The organism is Microbulbifer aggregans, from assembly GCF_001750105.1.
GTDB lineage: Bacteria > Pseudomonadota > Gammaproteobacteria > Pseudomonadales > Cellvibrionaceae > Microbulbifer > Microbulbifer aggregans.
The window spans coordinates 3,092,814-3,109,215 of record NZ_CP014143.1; the positions used below are offsets into that span (position 1 = coordinate 3,092,814).

15 protein-coding genes are annotated in these 16,402 nt (G+C 60.1%); 7 read left to right on the forward strand and 8 right to left on the reverse strand.

All coding sequences use genetic code 11. The features are described from left to right. Window positions 1-78: 78 nt before the first annotated feature. From AUP74_RS13450 to AUP74_RS13470, 5 genes are all read right to left on the reverse strand, one after another. Window positions 79-564 (reverse strand): prolipoprotein diacylglyceryl transferase, encoded by a 486-nt coding sequence (locus AUP74_RS13450; RefSeq protein ID WP_069948022.1) that lies wholly within the window; start codon window positions 562-564, stop codon window positions 79-81. A 310-nt stretch (window positions 565-874) separates the two neighbouring features. Then, the gene (locus tag AUP74_RS13455) at window positions 875-1,345 is read right to left on the reverse strand and encodes a hypothetical protein (RefSeq protein WP_069948023.1); all 471 of its coding nucleotides are present in this window, start codon (window positions 1,343-1,345) and stop codon (window positions 875-877) included. A 160-nt stretch (window positions 1,346-1,505) separates the two neighbouring features. Further along, complete coding sequence (locus AUP74_RS13460) at window positions 1,506-2,156, reverse strand: YiaD family glycine zipper/OmpA-like lipoprotein (RefSeq protein ID WP_069948024.1); 651 nt, start codon at window positions 2,154-2,156, stop codon at window positions 1,506-1,508. A gap of 624 nt (window positions 2,157-2,780) precedes the next feature. Continuing rightward, window positions 2,781-3,008, reverse strand: a complete 228-nt coding sequence (locus AUP74_RS13465) for a SlyX family protein (protein WP_069948025.1) — start codon at window positions 3,006-3,008, stop codon at window positions 2,781-2,783. Further along, complete coding sequence (locus AUP74_RS13470) at window positions 3,009-4,154, reverse strand: serine hydrolase domain-containing protein (RefSeq protein WP_069948900.1); 1,146 nt, start codon at window positions 4,152-4,154, stop codon at window positions 3,009-3,011. It abuts the gene before it with no gap. A gap of 97 nt (window positions 4,155-4,251) precedes the next feature. Between AUP74_RS13470 and AUP74_RS13475 the strand changes: the two genes are divergently transcribed. Then, window positions 4,252-4,716 carry a PaaI family thioesterase gene (locus tag AUP74_RS13475; protein ID WP_069948026.1) on the forward strand — a complete coding sequence of 155 codons (465 nt, stop codon included), beginning with the start codon at window positions 4,252-4,254 and terminating at the stop codon, window positions 4,714-4,716. Window positions 4,717-4,765: 49 nt separating this feature from the next. Here AUP74_RS13475 and AUP74_RS13480 read toward each other — a convergent pair whose 3' ends face one another. Continuing rightward, complete coding sequence (locus AUP74_RS13480; RefSeq protein WP_069948027.1) at window positions 4,766-5,617, reverse strand: ion transporter; 852 nt, start codon at window positions 5,615-5,617, stop codon at window positions 4,766-4,768. 177 nt (window positions 5,618-5,794) lie between these two features. Here AUP74_RS13480 and yciH point away from each other — a divergent pair, with 177 nt between their 5' ends. Beyond that, window positions 5,795-6,124 (forward strand): stress response translation initiation inhibitor YciH, encoded by a 330-nt coding sequence (gene yciH, locus AUP74_RS13485; protein ID WP_069948028.1) that lies wholly within the window; start codon window positions 5,795-5,797, stop codon window positions 6,122-6,124. 30 nt (window positions 6,125-6,154) lie between these two features. Here the strand turns inward: yciH and AUP74_RS13490 are convergent, their stop codons facing one another. Further along, the gene (locus AUP74_RS13490; RefSeq protein WP_069948029.1) at window positions 6,155-8,650 is read right to left on the reverse strand and encodes a M48 family metalloprotease; all 2,496 of its coding nucleotides are present in this window, start codon (window positions 8,648-8,650) and stop codon (window positions 6,155-6,157) included. 230 nt (window positions 8,651-8,880) lie between these two features. Further along, window positions 8,881-9,549, reverse strand: a complete 669-nt coding sequence (locus tag AUP74_RS13495; protein ID WP_226999795.1) for a TetR/AcrR family transcriptional regulator — start codon at window positions 9,547-9,549, stop codon at window positions 8,881-8,883. 157 nt (window positions 9,550-9,706) lie between these two features. Here AUP74_RS13495 and AUP74_RS13500 point away from each other — a divergent pair, with 157 nt between their 5' ends. From AUP74_RS13500 to AUP74_RS13520, 5 genes are read left to right on the forward strand one after another with little or no spacing between them, the layout of a single operon-like run. Next, on the forward strand, window positions 9,707-10,600 hold the full coding sequence (locus AUP74_RS13500; protein WP_069948030.1) for an SDR family oxidoreductase: 894 nt from the start codon (window positions 9,707-9,709) through the stop codon (window positions 10,598-10,600). Next, window positions 10,600-12,207 carry an acyl-CoA carboxylase subunit beta gene (locus AUP74_RS13505; protein WP_069948031.1) on the forward strand — a complete coding sequence of 536 codons (1,608 nt, stop codon included), beginning with the start codon at window positions 10,600-10,602 and terminating at the stop codon, window positions 12,205-12,207. The genes AUP74_RS13500 and AUP74_RS13505 overlap by 1 nt, the downstream gene beginning before the upstream one ends. A gap of 56 nt (window positions 12,208-12,263) precedes the next feature. Beyond that, window positions 12,264-13,475, forward strand: a complete 1,212-nt coding sequence (locus tag AUP74_RS13510) for an acyl-CoA dehydrogenase family protein (protein ID WP_069948032.1) — start codon at window positions 12,264-12,266, stop codon at window positions 13,473-13,475. 60 nt (window positions 13,476-13,535) lie between these two features. After that, on the forward strand, window positions 13,536-14,339 hold the full coding sequence (locus AUP74_RS13515) for an enoyl-CoA hydratase/isomerase family protein (RefSeq protein ID WP_069948033.1): 804 nt from the start codon (window positions 13,536-13,538) through the stop codon (window positions 14,337-14,339). Beyond that, window positions 14,336-16,393, forward strand: coding sequence for an acetyl/propionyl/methylcrotonyl-CoA carboxylase subunit alpha (locus AUP74_RS13520; protein WP_069948034.1), 2,058 nt, complete (start codon window positions 14,336-14,338; stop codon window positions 16,391-16,393). The genes AUP74_RS13515 and AUP74_RS13520 overlap by 4 nt, the downstream gene beginning before the upstream one ends. Window positions 16,394-16,402 lie beyond the last annotated feature (9 nt).

The following is a 16,402-nucleotide window of genomic DNA, read 5'->3' on the forward strand; positions in this document are numbered from 1 at the left end:
GATAATAGCCGGTGCCGTGCTAGAAGCACGGCACCGGTTGTCACTTTGCTGCCGGAAGGCGGCAGCCCCAAATCAGACTCAATTGCGCTGAGGCTCTTCGTCGGACTTGTCTTCATCTCCGCGGAGCTCATCCATGGCTTCTTTGGCGCCCTCCTCGGTTGCCTCGCCAGCCCGCTTCAGATCATCGCCCATGTCCTCGACTGCGCGCTCGGTGGCTTCACCGGCCTCTTTCAGCGCTTCGCCGGTTTCCTCAGCGGCACGGTCGATTGCCTCGCCGGTTGCCTCCAGGGCCTCTTCAGCTTCCTGGCCCACACTCTTGTCCTGCGGCGTCATATCGCCAGTACCGGGCGGGACTGTGTCCGGTTGATCCGGTTCCCGTGGCGTGGTGGAGTCCGGGGTACCCATACCGTCAGGAGGCGTCTCCATGGAGTCATCCTGCATGGATTCATTGGATGGAGACTCCATCGAGTCATAGGCATCTCTGGCAGTATCGTCACCGCCGCGAGACATGAAATAGCCGATTATCAGCAGCAAAATTATCAGTGGAAGCAGTAGTTTCTTCATAAACCCACCTTGTGACCCCTGGCTGTTGCGTGATCGCGACACTGGAGACCGTCATGTGGCGGCTGCCTGTCAGCCGGTTCCAGACCAATGGCGCTTTAGCAATATCAACACCCGAAATCGAGTGGAAGAAGCTCACGCCAACATTGATAAGAATAACCCGGCATTCCCGTTCTTCAAGGAACAATGTTCCACTGAGAAAGTTTCGATTGCTGTAAGTGTTCTAGTCGTTATTCAGTTGAGTTTTAAGCGAGAGGGTGCAGGCCGGGAAGTTGGGCCTGCACAGACGGGCGGGAAACGGTTCTTTAAGGGCTCAACCCTGCTTGGAAATACGATCCAACTGCGCCAGCATATCGGGCGCATCCGCTTCGGGTATGGCGGCCTCACAGCTATCCAGCTGCAGGCGACCGTAGGTGTCGGGACTGGCGAAAATTATATAGTGCTCTCCCTGCTGAAGCTTGGTCTGACAGGCCTCCAGACCGAGCCGGAAAGCCAGCATCTGGGTTGCCTCTCCTTTCCACACCTGACGTGAAACTGCCGAATAAACATAGCCTCGCACCGCGACCATACCTGGTTCAGACAAGGCATTATCGACATCCCGGTGAATACCGGAGATCTGAACCCTCGCCACCAGGCCGGCCTCCGCATAGCGGCTGGCCAGACTTTCACCGGCAAGCTCGGTGCTTTGGATTTCAGCCCCCTCTTCCGCAATAGCAGGCAACAGCCACAGTGCCAGTGTTACGGCCAGTGCCGAATGAAACCACCAATTTGTCCGTAAAATCATTACCAACTCCCCTCTTCCCTTAAAGCTGATCCTTTGCTCTTTCCTGCCGCCAGTAGCGACCTCACACTGGGGCCTCCAGGCTCTCGCGCGCACAAAAAAGGGCACCGAAGTGCCCTCTTATAACGTACAGCGCATTCGGCCCTGCTCGTTTTGTCTCACATTACTTGAGCGGCAGCAACTCCAGTTCTACACGACGGTTAGCCTGACGGCCAGCGTCGGAGTCGTTGCTCGCCAGAGGGTAACGCTCACCGTAACCCACAGCCTGTACGCGGCCGGAGGCCACGCCGCGGCCGGTGAAGAAATTGGCGACGGAGCTGGCGCGACGTTCACTCAGAGTCTGGTTGTAGACGTCAGAACCGGTGCTGTCAGTGTGACCGCTAACGCGGATGGCAGTCTGATCGAACTCTTTCAGAACGATCACGACGGAATCCAGCGTGTCATAGAAGTCGGTACGAATGTCGGCACGGTCAGTGGCAAAAGTAATGTTGCCCGGCATGATCAGGCGAATATTGTCACCTTCGCGCTGAACCCGTACGCCGGTTCCTTCCAGGCGCTGGCGCAGAGCCATCTCCTGGCGGTCCATGTAGTAGCCAACACCACCGCCGATTGCCGCACCGCCCACAGCACCCGTGATGGCACCTTTCTTGCGGTCTTTATCACTGGCGGTAGCCGCACCGATGATGGCTCCGGCGATGGCGCCGGCACCAGCCCCCTTGGCGGCATTACTGGTCTTGCTCTCACCGGTATACGGATCGAGAGTGGTACAACCAACCAGTGAGCCCAGTGCGAGAATTGCTACCCATTTTTTCATGTAAGGTTCTCCTAACGCTTTTTTGGATGAACGGGTCTCGTTTCGGGGAGATACCGCGCCCCGAGAGATGAGGGAAGTATCCCTGTTCCACCTGACTCAAAGCTGAACCGCCCCCCGATTCAGGGGACGAAGCCTAGGCGGAAAGCGAAGTAACGTCTAGCGTCGAGCCCGCAAAATCTCACTTTCCCAGCACCGGACACGCAAATCGGCTTTTCAGGGCATCCTGAAGGCCTGAAAGCGTTCTTCCACAGCTTCTGTGGATAACTCTGTGCAAGAACCGGAAAAAGGTGGCGCCACGCGGCAGTATTCCTTGCCCCCAGCACTTTGCGCATTTTTTAGACACAGCAAATTTAACCTTTAAAAACAATAGGTTATACGGTTTCTTGGACGTGCCGTACCAACTAAGTGAGGATTGGGACAACTGCTCCCGGGCGGGGGAACGCATGTGGAAAAAATTTTGTCAACTCTTGACTTGAGCAAAAAAATTAGAGTTTTTAGACGAATTTAAGCTTTAAAGCGCTTTAGTTGATAACTATGAATTATTAAGGCACTAGAGTGCATTTTGGCCGCCACAACAGGAACAGTGGTCCCACAGAGACGGCCACTGCAAACCGCGACAATGGATCAATAATGCGGCGGCTTTTCCTCGCCCGGCTTCTGACCGCCCTGCACCTCGAAAGAGAGATCCTGGTACTTCTCGCCGAGTTCCTTCAAGCGACCCACGAGCCAGCGGATGCTGGTGTCCTGCTTGGCGATTACATCGTTTAGCTGGGCCAGTGTGTCCTCCTGGAAGGCGAGCCGGCTTTCCAGCTCTTCCACGCGGCGGTTCAGCTCTTCTACTTCTGAAGACATTCAAAGCATCCCGTAAAGTTGTTCCAACAGGCTCACGGCGCGCCGATCCATAAACAGGCTCTGCCCCAGGCGAGTGGAGACGTATCCGAATCCAAGCTCCCGCTCCGGGTCGGCGAAACCAACGCTACCGCCGGCACCCGGGTGGCCAAAGCCAGCGGGACCACCGAAGCGAAGATCGGCAGCAGTGCCACTGCGGATAAAACCACAACCAAAGCTGACCTCGGCCTGGAGTACCGCATCATGGCCGCTGCTCTGCTCACTGGCGGCCTCCACGATCAGCTCCCGAGGCAGGATATTGGCATCTTCCCGCGCCAGCTCGCCGTAGATTACGGCAAGGTCCAGCGCACTGAAGTGGCCATTGGCCGCCGGGATCACGGCCTCGCGCCATTCACGGCTGTTGGTACCCATTACCAGACTGACGGGATTACTGAAGGCCATGGCGACAGCGCTGGAGCGATCTGCCTTGATGGCACGGCTGATGGCGTTTTCCCTTAACTCCGGCAGTGGCTTTTTCAGGGGCCCGACATCCGCTACCTGTGCAGAGCGATGTCCCACGGCGCCGAAGCCGCCGTGCAACTCCAGCGGTGCAGCGAGGAACTGGCGGTAAAGCTCGGTCACGGGCGTCGAAGTGGCCCGCTCCAGCAAGCCACCCACGCTCCATCCATACAGAAACGGGGCATATCCCTGGCGACTGCCCGGCGCCCACCAGGGCTCACTGGCTGCCACCTGGGCACAGGCAGCGTCCCAGTCGTAGATCAACTCGTCAGCGACCTTCTCCTGGAAGGCCACGACACCGGCACGGTGGCTGAGGAGCTGGCGCAGGGTGATCTGTGCCTTGCCCTTCTCGCCAAACTCCGGCCAATAGTCAGCAACCGGGCGGTCCAGCTCAAGCTTTCCTTCAGCCACTTGTTGCAGGGCTAGAAGGGCGAGAACACCCTTGGAAGATGAGAAAACATTGGCGATGGTATCTTCGGTAAACGCCGTCTGCCCCTGCCGGTCGGAACTGCCAGCCCACAGGGAAACGATGGTCTCCCCATATTGGCGCACAGCCAGCGCCGCACCGGTATCGCCCCGCTCACGGAAATTGTCGGCAAAAGCCCGGTAAATGGACTCAAAGCCGGGCGCACAGTAACCAGAGACTTCCATCGATTCGACCCACCGCAAAAAAGAGGCGCAAGGGTAATTTCTTCACTACGCCAGCGCAAATGGTTAGCATCACGCTCCTATTATAAGGAGACAGTACATGCACGAACCGGCAGCGATTCAGGACCAGATTCCAGAGAACCATTGCTATGGCTGTGGCCCGGAGAATGACCGCGGCCTCCAGATCAAAAGCTATTGGACAGGGGAAGACGAGACAGTGTGCACATTCACGCCCTCGCCACACCACTGCGCCGGGCCGACCCAATACCTCAATGGCGGCATCATCGCCACAGTGATGGACTGCCACACCATCTGTACGGCCATTGCGGACGGTTACCGCCAGGCTGGTCGCGCCACCGGCACGGGTGACAAGATCTGGTATGCGACCGGCAAACTGGACGTGCAATACCGGGCACCGGCGTTGATCGATGAACCTGTGGAGCTGACCGCTAAGATCCTCGAGCGCAGCGAGCGCAAGACTCACCTGCAATGTGAACTAAAAAGCGGGGGCCGGGTCTGTGCGACCGCGGATGTTATCGCCGTTCGCGTGCCCGACAACTGGTAGCACCCTCCGGCAGACCTGCGGGGCGGCCAGGGGGTGAAAAGCCGCTGGCCTACCCTCCCCGGCTCCATTCATCCTCATCGAGCTCCTCCACCTCGGCCAGCTTGTAACCGCAGAACTTGCAGTACTCTGCATCCATATCGTGGCCCGCCCGGCTGCAGTTATCACAGCGGCTGAGGCTGCGCTCCCGGCCCAGTTCCGAAGCCAGCTCCGCGGTAACGATACCCGTGGGAACGGCGATGATGGAGTAACCGATCAGCATCGTCAGGGATGCGATAGCCTGACCAAGTGGGCTATGTGGGCTGATGTCACCGTAGCCGACAGTGGTTACGGTGACGATTGCCCAGTAAATACTCTTGGGGATACTGGTAAACCCATTGCCCGGCCCCTCCACCACGAACATCAGCGCACCGAAGAGCGTAGCGATCACGAGCATGCCGGAATAGAAGACCAGGATCTTGCGTCGCGACTGCCATAGAGCCCGCATCAGCAGGTTGGCATCGCGCAGGTAGCGCACCAGCTTCAGCACCCGGAAGATGCGCAAGACGCGCAGCAGGCGAATCACCAGTAGGTAGCCTGCCCCCGCGAATACCAGGGCCAGGTAGCTGGGCAGGATCGCCAGCAAATCGACAATGCCATAGAAGCTGAAGATGTAGCGCCGGCGATCCACCGCGCAATAGATTCGGAGGGCGTACTCGATTGTGAACAGGGCCGTGAAAACCCACTCGAGGATGAACAGCTCTTGCCCGTAGTGAACCTCAATACTCTCCACGGAGACCAGCAGTACCAGGGCCACACTGATCAGGATCGCCCAGATCAGGAACACATCGAAGTTCTTTCCTGCGGGAGTATCCGTCCCGAATATCACTTCATTGAGCCATTTACGCTTGCCGGTCAGTGCCATAGTCCCTCCTGGAAAAGTGCACTATAGCGCCCTACTCGACCGGCCGCCAGAATCGTGGCCGGAGGGTCAGGCTACCTGGCGACGCGGGTCGACAGCCTCCGAACCAGGCCGTAACATCCGCGGCAAACTCACTCAGAGCCAGAAACTCAAGAAAGCCAAGAGAACTGAAGGTTTACCATGAGCAAGGACAAATCCAACCGCCTCGTCTATTCCACTGATCGCGGTCGAATCAAAGAAGAAGCGAAGCCGGAGCGCCGCCACGAGGGTGACGGTATTGTCCGAATCCAGCGGGAAACCAAGGGGCGCAAAGGCAAGGGAGTTACATGCGTGCGGGGCCTTCCCGGCACCGACACAGAGCTCAAGCTGCTACTGGCTGAGTTGAAAAAGCGCTGCGGCTGCGGCGGCGCTCTCAAGGACGGTGTTATCGAAATCCAGGGCGACAAACGCAGTGAAATTCAGGCCCTGCTGGAAGGCAAGGGCTTTAAGGTCAAGCTGGCCGGCGGCTGAAGTAAACCAGGAATCGTCCTGCCGGATCAGTTACGCCGACACGGCGACCAGTCGCAATGGTCTCACTTTATTGCTGCGCTCTACGGCAAGACAAGGCGACAAAATGCCAGCCAGCTGCACGCGGTAGTATTCAAGAGTTACCGCAGACGCTGCTTTGAGCTGAGCCTGTAGCTGACGCAGCAGCGCCTCCTGCCCCGCGCGATCCTCGGGAAACGCCGCATAGCCCACGTGACCTACGCGCTTCTCCAGCCGCGCAGTCAGGTCTCCGGCACTCATATAACGCCCGCGGCGAATTTCTGTCTGCAACGCCTGCCACTCGCCCCGGACGAGGTCCGCCAGCCGTTCGATGACGACCCGCATCTCACGCTTGCTGTCCAGCCTCTCCAGGACCAGGTCGAGAATTTTTGTCTGCATTTCCATGCTGGCGAGCCGCGGAGCCAATGATCCCAGTTCCCGCACCATTTCAAGCCGCTGACTGACCGCCTCCGCCTCTCGAGTACTCATCTGTTGACGGGCCCGCTCGATACGCAATGCAAATAACGCGTGAATACCGCGAACCTGCTGTTCGAGATCATTGCGCCGGGCGCGGTTATCACTAACGCTCTCATCGGCTGCTGAGACCGTCGCTCCACAGAGCTGGTAGTCCCCGGCCTCGACCGGAACCTGAGCCTTGAGCAGCAGCCTGCCCAGCTGCATCAGGGCACCACGGTTCTCCAGCTCGCTGAGCCTGCCCTGATACTCCCTGAGTTCCACCAACTTGCCTCGCAGCCAGTCGATACAGCCCTGCAGATCCATTCCGGCAAGCTCGTCACTCTGTGGAATTTCCAGTGGCATGATGCGAGCCGGCACCACACGGTTGAAGTATTCCTGCAACACCACCAGCGACTCCTCAGCCTCCCTGCTTGCCGCAAGTAACTGCAGGTGCCCCACTGATGCGCTGCCCACATCGCCGAGGCCACTGACTTCGCGGGAAATCTCCGACAGATCCGGGAAGAGTTTTTCCGACGAGAAATTGCCCCGCAGCATTGGCGCAATTGCCGAAGACTCCACTTCACCAATCCGGTCGATATCTGCCGGCGCCGCCGGGTCCCAGGGATCGGAAGTGTGGGTCATCGCCAGTTCAAGGTTGCCACGGGTTTCGTCGTCGAGATGCTCCCGGAGCCAGACCACAGCCGTCGGGAAATCCTCCAGTCGCTGATCGACGATGGCCGCCTCGCGGTTGGCCTCTGCGGCGATCAAGGCCGAGTGGACTACCTGCTGCCACTTGTCTGAAAAGGGCGCAAATCCCTCACTACCGAGCATGGCTGCGCACCAGCGATCAGCCCGACGCTGCAGCAGACGCGCCGCCTGATTTCCGAGGCGCTGGTGCAGCGCGAGGAGGCGATCAATCAGCGGCGCCAGCGGCCGGGCACCGTACCCCAGAACCCGATTCATGCCCTGCAGAGCAGAACCGCTTTCACTTACCGGGAAAACCCGTCCATCCTCGAAGGCGACCTGCATGGCCTGCAACCGCCCTGCACTGCCCAACACCATCCAGGTAATCAGAGCCCAGCCGCGCCCGGCATAGAATCCCAGTGCCCGTGACAGAAGACCGAGAAGCTCAGCGCCCGAATAGGCCCTGACGGCCGAGAAGCCCAGGGTCAGGACCAACCGTTGCCGCCACGCACCTGACAGACCTGCTCCCGCAATCACTTCTGCCCCGCGGGTTACCCGGACCTGCTCTACCATTGGCAGGCCGCCGCGCTCGGACAATGCCTCTAGCAACAGAAAAAGTTGCGGAGCATCTTTCCGGTGCAGCGGACGTTGTTCGGCCGGACTCGTCTCGTCTAATCGCGGTTCGGCAAGAATGAAAGGCACAACGGTAAACAGCGCGACAACAGCCACCATCGCCAGGCTGGCCAGCGCACCGGTCACCGTGGAGAGACTGAAGTCACCAGCGATAAGGGATTCGGGGATCTGCCACAGCGCCCCGACACCAGCCAGCGAAAGCGCGACGGCAGCAAAGACAAAGATTCCCGGCACGATCGCGGCTCCGACCGCCCCGGGCAACAATGTCACCCAGTCAGTCGCAGGTTGGCGCAATCGATCATCACTGGAGAAGAGAGCGCCCAGTTCCTCCAGCGCACGGCGCTCACCTTCACTTCTGCCGCCGGAATTGTTCGCGGGCACTGCCGGACTAATGGGCTGTGCGCTGCTGGCAGCTTCAGTTACCGGGCTCCTCTCCCCTTTGTGCCGGTTTCGCCGCTGGCTCGCTGCCTGTATGCGGGCGACCAGTGCCCGGTTATCAAACTTGCCCGCGGGACACACGGCGATCTTGAGTCCGAGCTTGTGCAGCCTGGTTTGGTAGTCCACCACATTAGCGCGAGTCAGCCTGTCCTTGATGACCCACCCTTTCAGCATCAATCGCTGGGCCTGGGGCGCCGGTATCTTGAACAGACGCGATGCGGCCTGGATGACCTCCTCCGCTGGTATGCCGCGAAGGGTTTTTCCTGTGGAAACGATCTGGAACAGTTCCTGGCCAGACATCAGTCACTCCGGAGTCCCGCCGCCTACTGAACAAGTGCAGAAGCGGGAATAAAAACAAGATTCGGGTAAAGAGCCCGCAGACTAAAAGATCTGACTGATCGGGAGTGGGGACTGGTTCTCAACTGACACGGCACCCGATGCTATCGCAGAGATTTTGAGATGTGTGTCACGGCGAGAGAGCTGCTCCCGAATACCCGTGTCACCAAATGAAATAGCGTTTGCCGCAACGCTTACTCCGGAGCAAACACCCGCAGGATCTGTGCAGCGAGACCATCGAGGGACAGACCTTTGCCCTCCGGCCTGAACCAGTTGTGGGTATGCGCGATTGCACCCTGGATGAGACGCCGGCTCAGCGCCGGGTCATCCAGCGGACCGCCAAGCGCGGAAAATACCTCGCGCCAGATCTGCTCATAGCTGTCCCGCAGCCGAAGCACGCCCGCCTGACTCTCGGCAGAGAGACTTCGCCACTCCAGCACCAGAATGGAGAATCCCGGCACGGCGCGCCCGTGTATGGCCTCCAGCTCGCAGCGAATGCAGGCGTGCAGCTGTTCCCGTGGCGCTCCGGCGGTGGCGACCGCTTCCGCCATCCGCGCCCGCGCGAAGTGAATGACCTCTTCCATCACGCAGCGGAGGATCTCCTCCTTGCTGGAAAAGTGATGAAAGATACTGCCCGAAAGAATGCCCACTTCAGCACCAATGTCACGCACCGTCGTGCGGGCAAATCCCTTCTGTTCGAACAGGTGAGCGGCACAATTGAGCAGCCGCCCACGGGTTGATTGCGGGTCGGACAACAGTCCCTCAGCCACCAGGGTCGCGATCAGCGTGCTGTCGGAGTCCAGTCTGCCTCCCCCGACGCTGCTACCCGACCCTCTGTGTTTTGTCGCAACTTTTTCTGCCACTGCCCCTGCTCCCGCTTTCTGGCGCCAAAACCTACGCAATCATCACTGAGGACACGATGGATGATTGCGAACCAAGCAAGTGCTTGGTAGTTTCGTTAATTGTCCGCCCCCAAGGGCGGCCATGCAAGCCCCGCAGTCGATAAGAAGGAGAAGAGGCATGCCCTACCAGAGCCAGCTGCACCCAGAGAGTTTCAGCGGTCAGACTATTATCGTGACCGGCGGCGGCAGCGGTATCGGCCGCTGCATCGCCCACGAGGTGGCAAGCCTTGGAGGACATCCCGTGCTCATCGGCCGCACGGAAGAAAAGCTCGCCGCCGTGACAGACGAGATACAGTCCGATGGGGGCAATTGCAGCCATTACAGCCTGGATATCCGCGACGAGGATGCGGTGGTAGCAACCGTGGCACAGGTAGTAAAGGCGCGCGGTCCCATTCGCGGTCTGGTCAACAATGCGGGAGGACAATTCCCCGGCCTGCTCTCTCAGATCAAGCGCAAGGGCTTTGAAGCCGTCGTGCGCAGTAACCTGGTCGGCGGGTTTCTGATGTCCCGGGAAGTATTCAACCAGAGCATGGCGGAGCACGGCGGCAGCATCGTCAACATCACCGCCGACAACGTCGGTGGAATGCCGATGATGGGCCATTCCGGTGCCGCTCGCGCCGGAATGGAAAACCTCACCCAGACGGCAGCGGTGGAATGGGCATCCAGCAGTGTTCGGGTAAATGCGGTGGCTCCGGGCTATATCCTGTCCAGCGGTTTCGACACCTACGACCCGGAATTCCTGCGCCAGTTACTGCCGGGCTTCCGGGAAACCATCCCACTGGACCGGCTGGGCGAAGAGGCCGAAGTCAGTGCCGCTGTGTGTTTTCTGCTGTCCGATGCCGCCCGCTATATTACCGGTCAGACTTTGCACATCGATGGCGGCGGCAGTCTCAAACATCATTCACCACTGTGGCGTCCCTCGTCCGCCAAAAACCGCAAGGCGTTCAACGGCTTTCACCGCAGCAACCGACCGAAAGTCGTCGAGGAGCTCGAGGCCGAGGGGAAACTCTGATGCAGCCTTTCGACTCTTCGATCGATACCAGCGCGGAAGAGTTCCTCCGCAATCGCGAGGCCATGCTTGCGGCCATCGAGAAATTCCGCGATGCGGAAAAAAAACCCCAGGTTGCAGCGGAAGCGCGTGCACAGCGGTATCGCGAGCGCGGCTGGCTGTTACCGCGAGAAAGGCTCAACCGGCTGCTCGACCCCGGAACACCGTTTGTCGAACTCTGCCCCCTGGCGGGCTATAAGCTCTATGACGATGCGGACGGCAGTGGTGCCGGCGGCGGTGCCATTTGCGGTATCGGCTTTGTCAGTGGCAGGCGCTGCGTGATTCGGGTGGATAACTATGCGGTAAAGGGCGGCACCATCTCCCCCGCCGGCATGGACAAGGCCCTGCGCATGCAGCAGGTCGCGCTGGAAAACCGCCTGCCCGTGGTCACCCTGGCCCAGAGTGGCGGTGCCAACCTGATTTACGCAACGGAAACCTTTGCCCCCGGCGGGCGGGGCTTTGCCAATCAGGCGCGGATGTCCGCAGCGGGTATACCACAGGTGACTGTAGTACACGGTGGGGCCACAGCTGGCGGCGCATACCAGCCAGGGCTGTCCGATTACGTGGTGATGATCCGCGGGCAGACGGGTATGTACCTGGCCGGTCCGCCACTGCTTAAGGCCGCCACTGGTGAAGTGGCTGACGAGGAGAGCCTGGGAGGCGCCGAGATGCATTGCCGTGAGGCGGGCAGCGGGGATTATCTCGCCGAAGACGATGCCGATGGCATTCGCCTGGCTCGGGAAATCGTGGCCACCCTACCAAAATCGCCTCAGCTGGAGGAGTCCTGCGAGTGGCAGCCGCCCATCTACCCTGACCATGAACTACTGGGGGTTGTCCCGGCTGACAGCCGCAAACCCTATGACGTCCGGGAGCTGCTCGCGCGCATTGCCGACGGCTCTGCCCTGCTCGATTTCAAACCCGAATTCGACCAGCAGACCGTCTGCGCGCACATCCGTATCGAGGGCAGGGTCATCGGCGTGCTCGGCAACAACGGTCCAATCACACCGGGCGGCGCCAACAAGGCTGCGCAGTTCATCCAGCTTTGCGACCAGGGCAGAACCCCGCTGTTATTTCTTCACAACACCACCGGCTTTATGGTGGGAACAGCAGTAGAGCGGCAGGGCATCATCAAGCACGGATCGAAAATGATTCAGGCCGTAGCCAATGCCCGTGTGCCCAAAATCAGTATCGTGGTGGGCGGCTCCTATGGTGCGGGCAATTATGCGATGTGCGGCCGCGGCTTCGACCCCCGATTTATTTTCGCCTGGCCCAACGCCCGCACAGCAGTGATGGGAGCCTCCCAGGCTGGCAAAGTCATGCGCATCGTCAGTGAGCAAAAGATGCAGCGTAGCGGCGCGGTCGACGAAGCGGCGCTGGATAAGCTGGAGGCAGATACGGCCGCCTTTCTCGATGCCGGCTCCGATGCCATTTCCTGCAGCGCCCGCCTCTGGGACGACGGCATCATCGATCCCAGGGATACACGGCGCCTGCTGGGCTTTTTGCTGGAAGTCTGTCATGAGGCAGACGCAGCACAACTCGCGACCAATACTTTTGGTGTCGCTCGCTTTTAACCCGGGGCGTCTGTAAAACGCCCCGCTACCCGAACCCAAGGCCTCAGGGAGCAACCATGATCCTGACCGACGAACACCGCGAACTCCAGCGCACTGTAAGAAATTTTGTCCAGCAGGAGATCAATCCCTGCGTTGATGAATGGGAACGGGCGGGCGCATTTCCGGTACATGATCTCTTCCTTGAACTGGGCAAGCTTGGCCTGCTGGGAATCAGCAAGCCGGAAGCCTGGGGTGGCCTTGGCCTCGACTTCAGTTACGAGGCGGTATTTCTCGAGGAGCTGGGTGCGGCACACTGCGGCGGGGTACCCCTATCCATTGCTGTGCAGACTTCGATGGCAACACCGGCGCTGGCAAACTTTGCCAGCGATGAGCTGAAGGCGGAATTTCTCGCACCCGCGATTCGGGGTGAGACAGTAGCCTCGATCGCCGTCTCAGAGCCCGGCGCCGGTTCAGATGTCGCCGCGATCAAGACCCACGCCCGCAGTGACGGTGATGACTACATTGTCAACGGCGAGAAAATGTGGATTACGAATGCCCCCGCAGCAGATTTTTTCTGCACCCTGGTCAATACCGGTGAGGGCAAACCCCACCAGAATAAATCCCTGCTGGTCATCCCCGCCGACAGCCCCGGGATTACCGTTGGCAAGCGGCTGCATAAAATGGGCATGCGTTCGTCAGAGACCGCACCGGTGGCGTTCGAGGACGTCCGGGTGCCGAAGCGCAACCGCATCGGTGACGAGGGTGCCGGCTTCCTGTTGCAGATGCTGCAGTTCCAGGAGGAGCGCCTGGCCGGGGCAGCGCTCACTATCCGCGGCCTCGAGAACTGCATCAGCCATACCATCGATCACGTGCGTGAGCGCAAGGTTTTCGGTGCTCCCCTACTGGACAACCAGGCCATCCACTTCGCTCTCGCCGAGATGCAAACCGAGGTGGAGTGCTTCCGCTCTTTAACCTGGCGTGCCGTCGAAGCATTCGTTGCGGGCGAGGATGTCACCACGCTGGCCTCGATGGCGAAACTGAAGGCCGGCCGCCTGTGCCGCAGCATCCCCGACCAGTGCCTGCAGTTCTGGGGCGGAATGGGCTATGTGGAAGAAACCCTGATCAACAGAGCCTACCGTGACTGTCGACTGACGCCAATTGGCGGCGGCGCTGACGAAGTCATGCTCGGCATCATCTGCAAGCTGATGGGCATTCTCCCGAGCCGTAAGCGCCAGAAGAGCTCCCCTCCCAAAGCCACCGAGCAAAGTTCAGTCGGTGATGCCGATTGAGAGGTCGGACAGGAAGAAGAACCGTGAAGGTTACTGTTACAGAGCACAGGAGAAGCCGGCATGACAGCGCTCATTACTGAACAACAGGGCTGCGTGATCAGGGTCACCCTGAATCGACCGGAGCAGCGCAACGCGCTCAACCGTGCATCCATTGAGGAACTGGAAACCGTGTTGACCGCGGCGGAAAACGATCCGCAGGTACGCGCCCTGCTGATTCGTGGTGCCGGTGGTAACTTCTGTGCCGGCGGCGACCTGAGCGACATGCTCGAGGCACAGCAGGCTTACAGCGACGGCAATCCAAACGCTTTTGCAGAATTGAGCCGTCGCTTCGGCCGACTGCTGCAGGCAATGGAGCGCAGCCGATTGGTCATCGTATGTGCGATTGAGGGTGTGGCCATGGGCGGCGGTGTGGGCCTGGTCTGTGCCAGCGATATCTCGATTGCGGCGCCGGGCGCTCACTTTTCTTTACCGGAGACCCGGCTCGGACTGCTGCCCGCACAGATTGCCCCCTTCCTTAACAGCCGTATCGGGCCGGGCCAGACACGGCGACTGGCTCTCGGCGGTGAAAAACTGGATGCGGCCGAAGCACTCCATATCGGGCTGGTGCATCAATTGGCCGTTAGCGCGGAAGAGCTGGACCGTGGCATCGATGCGCTCCTTGCCAATATCCGCCGTAGCGCACCCTCCGCCCTTGCCGCTACCAAGGCATTGATACGCGATAGCATCGGGATTGCCCCGGCCGAGCAGGACGCTGTCCTGGATGCCGCGGCAGGGAAATTTTCAGCAGCCGTGCTGGGGGACGAGGGGCGCGAGGGCGCCCTCGCCTTCCTGGAAAAGCGTCAACCTGAGTGGGCCGAGCAATGAAGGCTGAAGCACAGGAGAACCGCCCTGGCCATGAGCGCCCGACGCTGCTGGTTGCCAACCGTGGAGAAATAGCCGCTCGGATTATTCGCACTGCCCGGGCGCAGGGCTACCGCACCATCGCCATCTACAGCGATGCAGACGCGGACAGCCCACACGTGCAGTTGGCCGATAGCGCCATTGCCATCGGCGGCCGGACGCCAGCAGAATCCTACCTGGATATCGAGCGTGTACTGGCGGCCGCCGATCAGGGCGGGGCCAGAGCGGTACATCCCGGCTATGGCTTTCTGTCGGAAAATGCCGAATTTGCCTGTGCCTGTGTCGAGCGCGGACTGGTTTTTGTTGGCCCCGCACCGGACACCATCGAACTGATGGGCAACAAGCGTCGGGCCAAATCGCTGGCGGAGTCCGCCGGCGTGCCGGGTATTCCCGGCTACAGTGGTGAGCAGACCGATGACGCCCTGCTAAAGGCGGCCCTGGAGATTGGCTTCCCGATCATGATCAAAGCCACGGACGGTGGCGGCGGACGGGGGATGCGCCTCGTTCGGGATCGAGAGAGCTTTGCCGACCAGCTGCGCTCCGCACGCTCGGAAGCCAGTGCCGCTTTCGGCAGTGACGAAGTCATCCTCGAGAAAGCCATTTTCTCCGCTCGCCATATCGAAGTGCAGGTTTTCGCAGATACCAAAGGCACTGTCGTGCACCTGGGCGAACGGGACTGCTCCCTGCAGCGGCGCCATCAGAAAATCATCGAAGAAAGCCCCTCGCCGGCGGTAGACCCGGCACTGCGGGCCCGTCTTGGCGATGCCGCAAAGGCCGTCGCCAGTGCCTGCCATTATGTTGGCGCCGGCACGGTGGAATTTCTCCTCGACGATGATGGCAACTTCTATTTTCTGGAAATGAACACGCGATTGCAGGTCGAACACCCGGTGACTGAAATGGTCAGCGGTTTCGACCTGGTCGCCTGGCAACTCCTGGTTTCCCGCGGCGATCCGCTGCCTGCCGATCAGGTTGAAATTGACCGGCGGCTGGCCCAGGGCGGACACGCGATTGAGGCGCGGCTATATGCGGAGGACCCGGCCAATGGTTTTCTCCCACAGAGCGGCAGGATACTGCACTGGCAGGCACCAACCGGTGACGGTATCCGGGTGGATTCAGGCATCTGCACCGGACAGCTGATTACACCTTTCTATGACCCGATGCTGGGCAAACTGATCGCCTGGGGTGAGGACCGTGAACAGGCGCGCCTGCGGTTACTCGGGGCATTACAGGCACCGAGCTTCGTCGGTCCTGCCCATAACTTTTCTTTTCTGTGCGGGCTCGCCTCCAGCCCCGATTTTACCGATGGCCTGATCACCACGGATTATCTCGACCGTGCGGGTACCTCACCTGAATCGTCCGCCCCGTCGCCCGGGCTGGTTACTGTTGCCGCGACGCTACTGCATGAGCACAGTATCCGTGAGCGGGATCGACGCTCTGGCAGGGCCAACTGGCGCACTGCCAGCGATGACACCCCCCTGCTCTATCGGCTGGAAACCGCCGGCGAAGTCCGCGACTGCCTGCTCTGGCCACAGCCTCAGGGCCACTATCGGGTTGAATGCGAGGCTGAAACCAGCACGGTCACCATTCTGCACCGCGACGCCGACACTACCTTATCGAGGGTTGAACTCACCATCGGGAGCAGGCGATCCAGTTATTCCTATCTAGCGGACGGGGATTTGCTGCATCTGCTCGACCAGGGTACTCAATGGCGCTTTTCCAACAGTACCCAGGCACCAGCCAGCAACCGGGCGCCAGCAACCTCGGGCCAGATTTTGGCACCGATGGATGGCTGCATCATCGAAGTACACACCCGTGCCGGCGCCAGAGTCGCACGGGGCGAGACACTCGCGGTGATGGAGGCGATGAAGATGGAGCACCCGCTGAAAGCCGCGTGTGACGGCGAGGTGATCAAGCTCGCTGCAGGGGCCGGGGATCAGGTCCGCGGTGGCCAGCTATTGGTCGAAATCGAAGCAGCAATCGAAACAGACTCGCTCATGCACCCGGAATCCACTGAATGAGAGTTCACT

What these genes read in the sequence shown, in the direction of transcription:
- AUP74_RS13460 (WP_069948024.1), bottom strand. Translation starts at nt 2,156, where the DNA reads ATGAAAAAATGGGTAGCAATTCTCGCACTGGGCTCACTGGTTGGTTGT.
- AUP74_RS13505 (WP_069948031.1), top strand. Translation starts at nt 10,600, where the DNA reads ATGCAGCCTTTCGACTCTTCGATCGATACCAGCGCGGAAGAGTTCCTC.
- AUP74_RS13465 (WP_069948025.1), bottom strand. Translation starts at nt 3,008, where the DNA reads ATGTCTTCAGAAGTAGAAGAGCTGAACCGCCGCGTGGAAGAGCTGGAA.
- AUP74_RS13500 (WP_069948030.1), top strand. Translation starts at nt 9,707, where the DNA reads ATGCCCTACCAGAGCCAGCTGCACCCAGAGAGTTTCAGCGGTCAGACT.
- AUP74_RS13450 (WP_069948022.1), bottom strand. Translation starts at nt 564, where the DNA reads ATGAAGAAACTACTGCTTCCACTGATAATTTTGCTGCTGATAATCGGC.
- AUP74_RS13520 (WP_069948034.1), top strand. Translation starts at nt 14,336, where the DNA reads ATGAAGGCTGAAGCACAGGAGAACCGCCCTGGCCATGAGCGCCCGACG.
- AUP74_RS13470 (WP_069948900.1), bottom strand. Translation starts at nt 4,154, where the DNA reads ATGGAAGTCTCTGGTTACTGTGCGCCCGGCTTTGAGTCCATTTACCGG.
- AUP74_RS13475 (WP_069948026.1), top strand. Translation starts at nt 4,252, where the DNA reads ATGCACGAACCGGCAGCGATTCAGGACCAGATTCCAGAGAACCATTGC.
- AUP74_RS13455 (WP_069948023.1), bottom strand. Translation starts at nt 1,345, where the DNA reads ATGATTTTACGGACAAATTGGTGGTTTCATTCGGCACTGGCCGTAACA.
- AUP74_RS13480 (WP_069948027.1), bottom strand. Translation starts at nt 5,617, where the DNA reads ATGGCACTGACCGGCAAGCGTAAATGGCTCAATGAAGTGATATTCGGG.
- yciH (WP_069948028.1), top strand. Translation starts at nt 5,795, where the DNA reads ATGAGCAAGGACAAATCCAACCGCCTCGTCTATTCCACTGATCGCGGT.
- AUP74_RS13510 (WP_069948032.1), top strand. Translation starts at nt 12,264, where the DNA reads ATGATCCTGACCGACGAACACCGCGAACTCCAGCGCACTGTAAGAAAT.
- AUP74_RS13515 (WP_069948033.1), top strand. Translation starts at nt 13,536, where the DNA reads ATGACAGCGCTCATTACTGAACAACAGGGCTGCGTGATCAGGGTCACC.
- AUP74_RS13490 (WP_069948029.1), bottom strand. Translation starts at nt 8,650, where the DNA reads ATGTCTGGCCAGGAACTGTTCCAGATCGTTTCCACAGGAAAAACCCTT.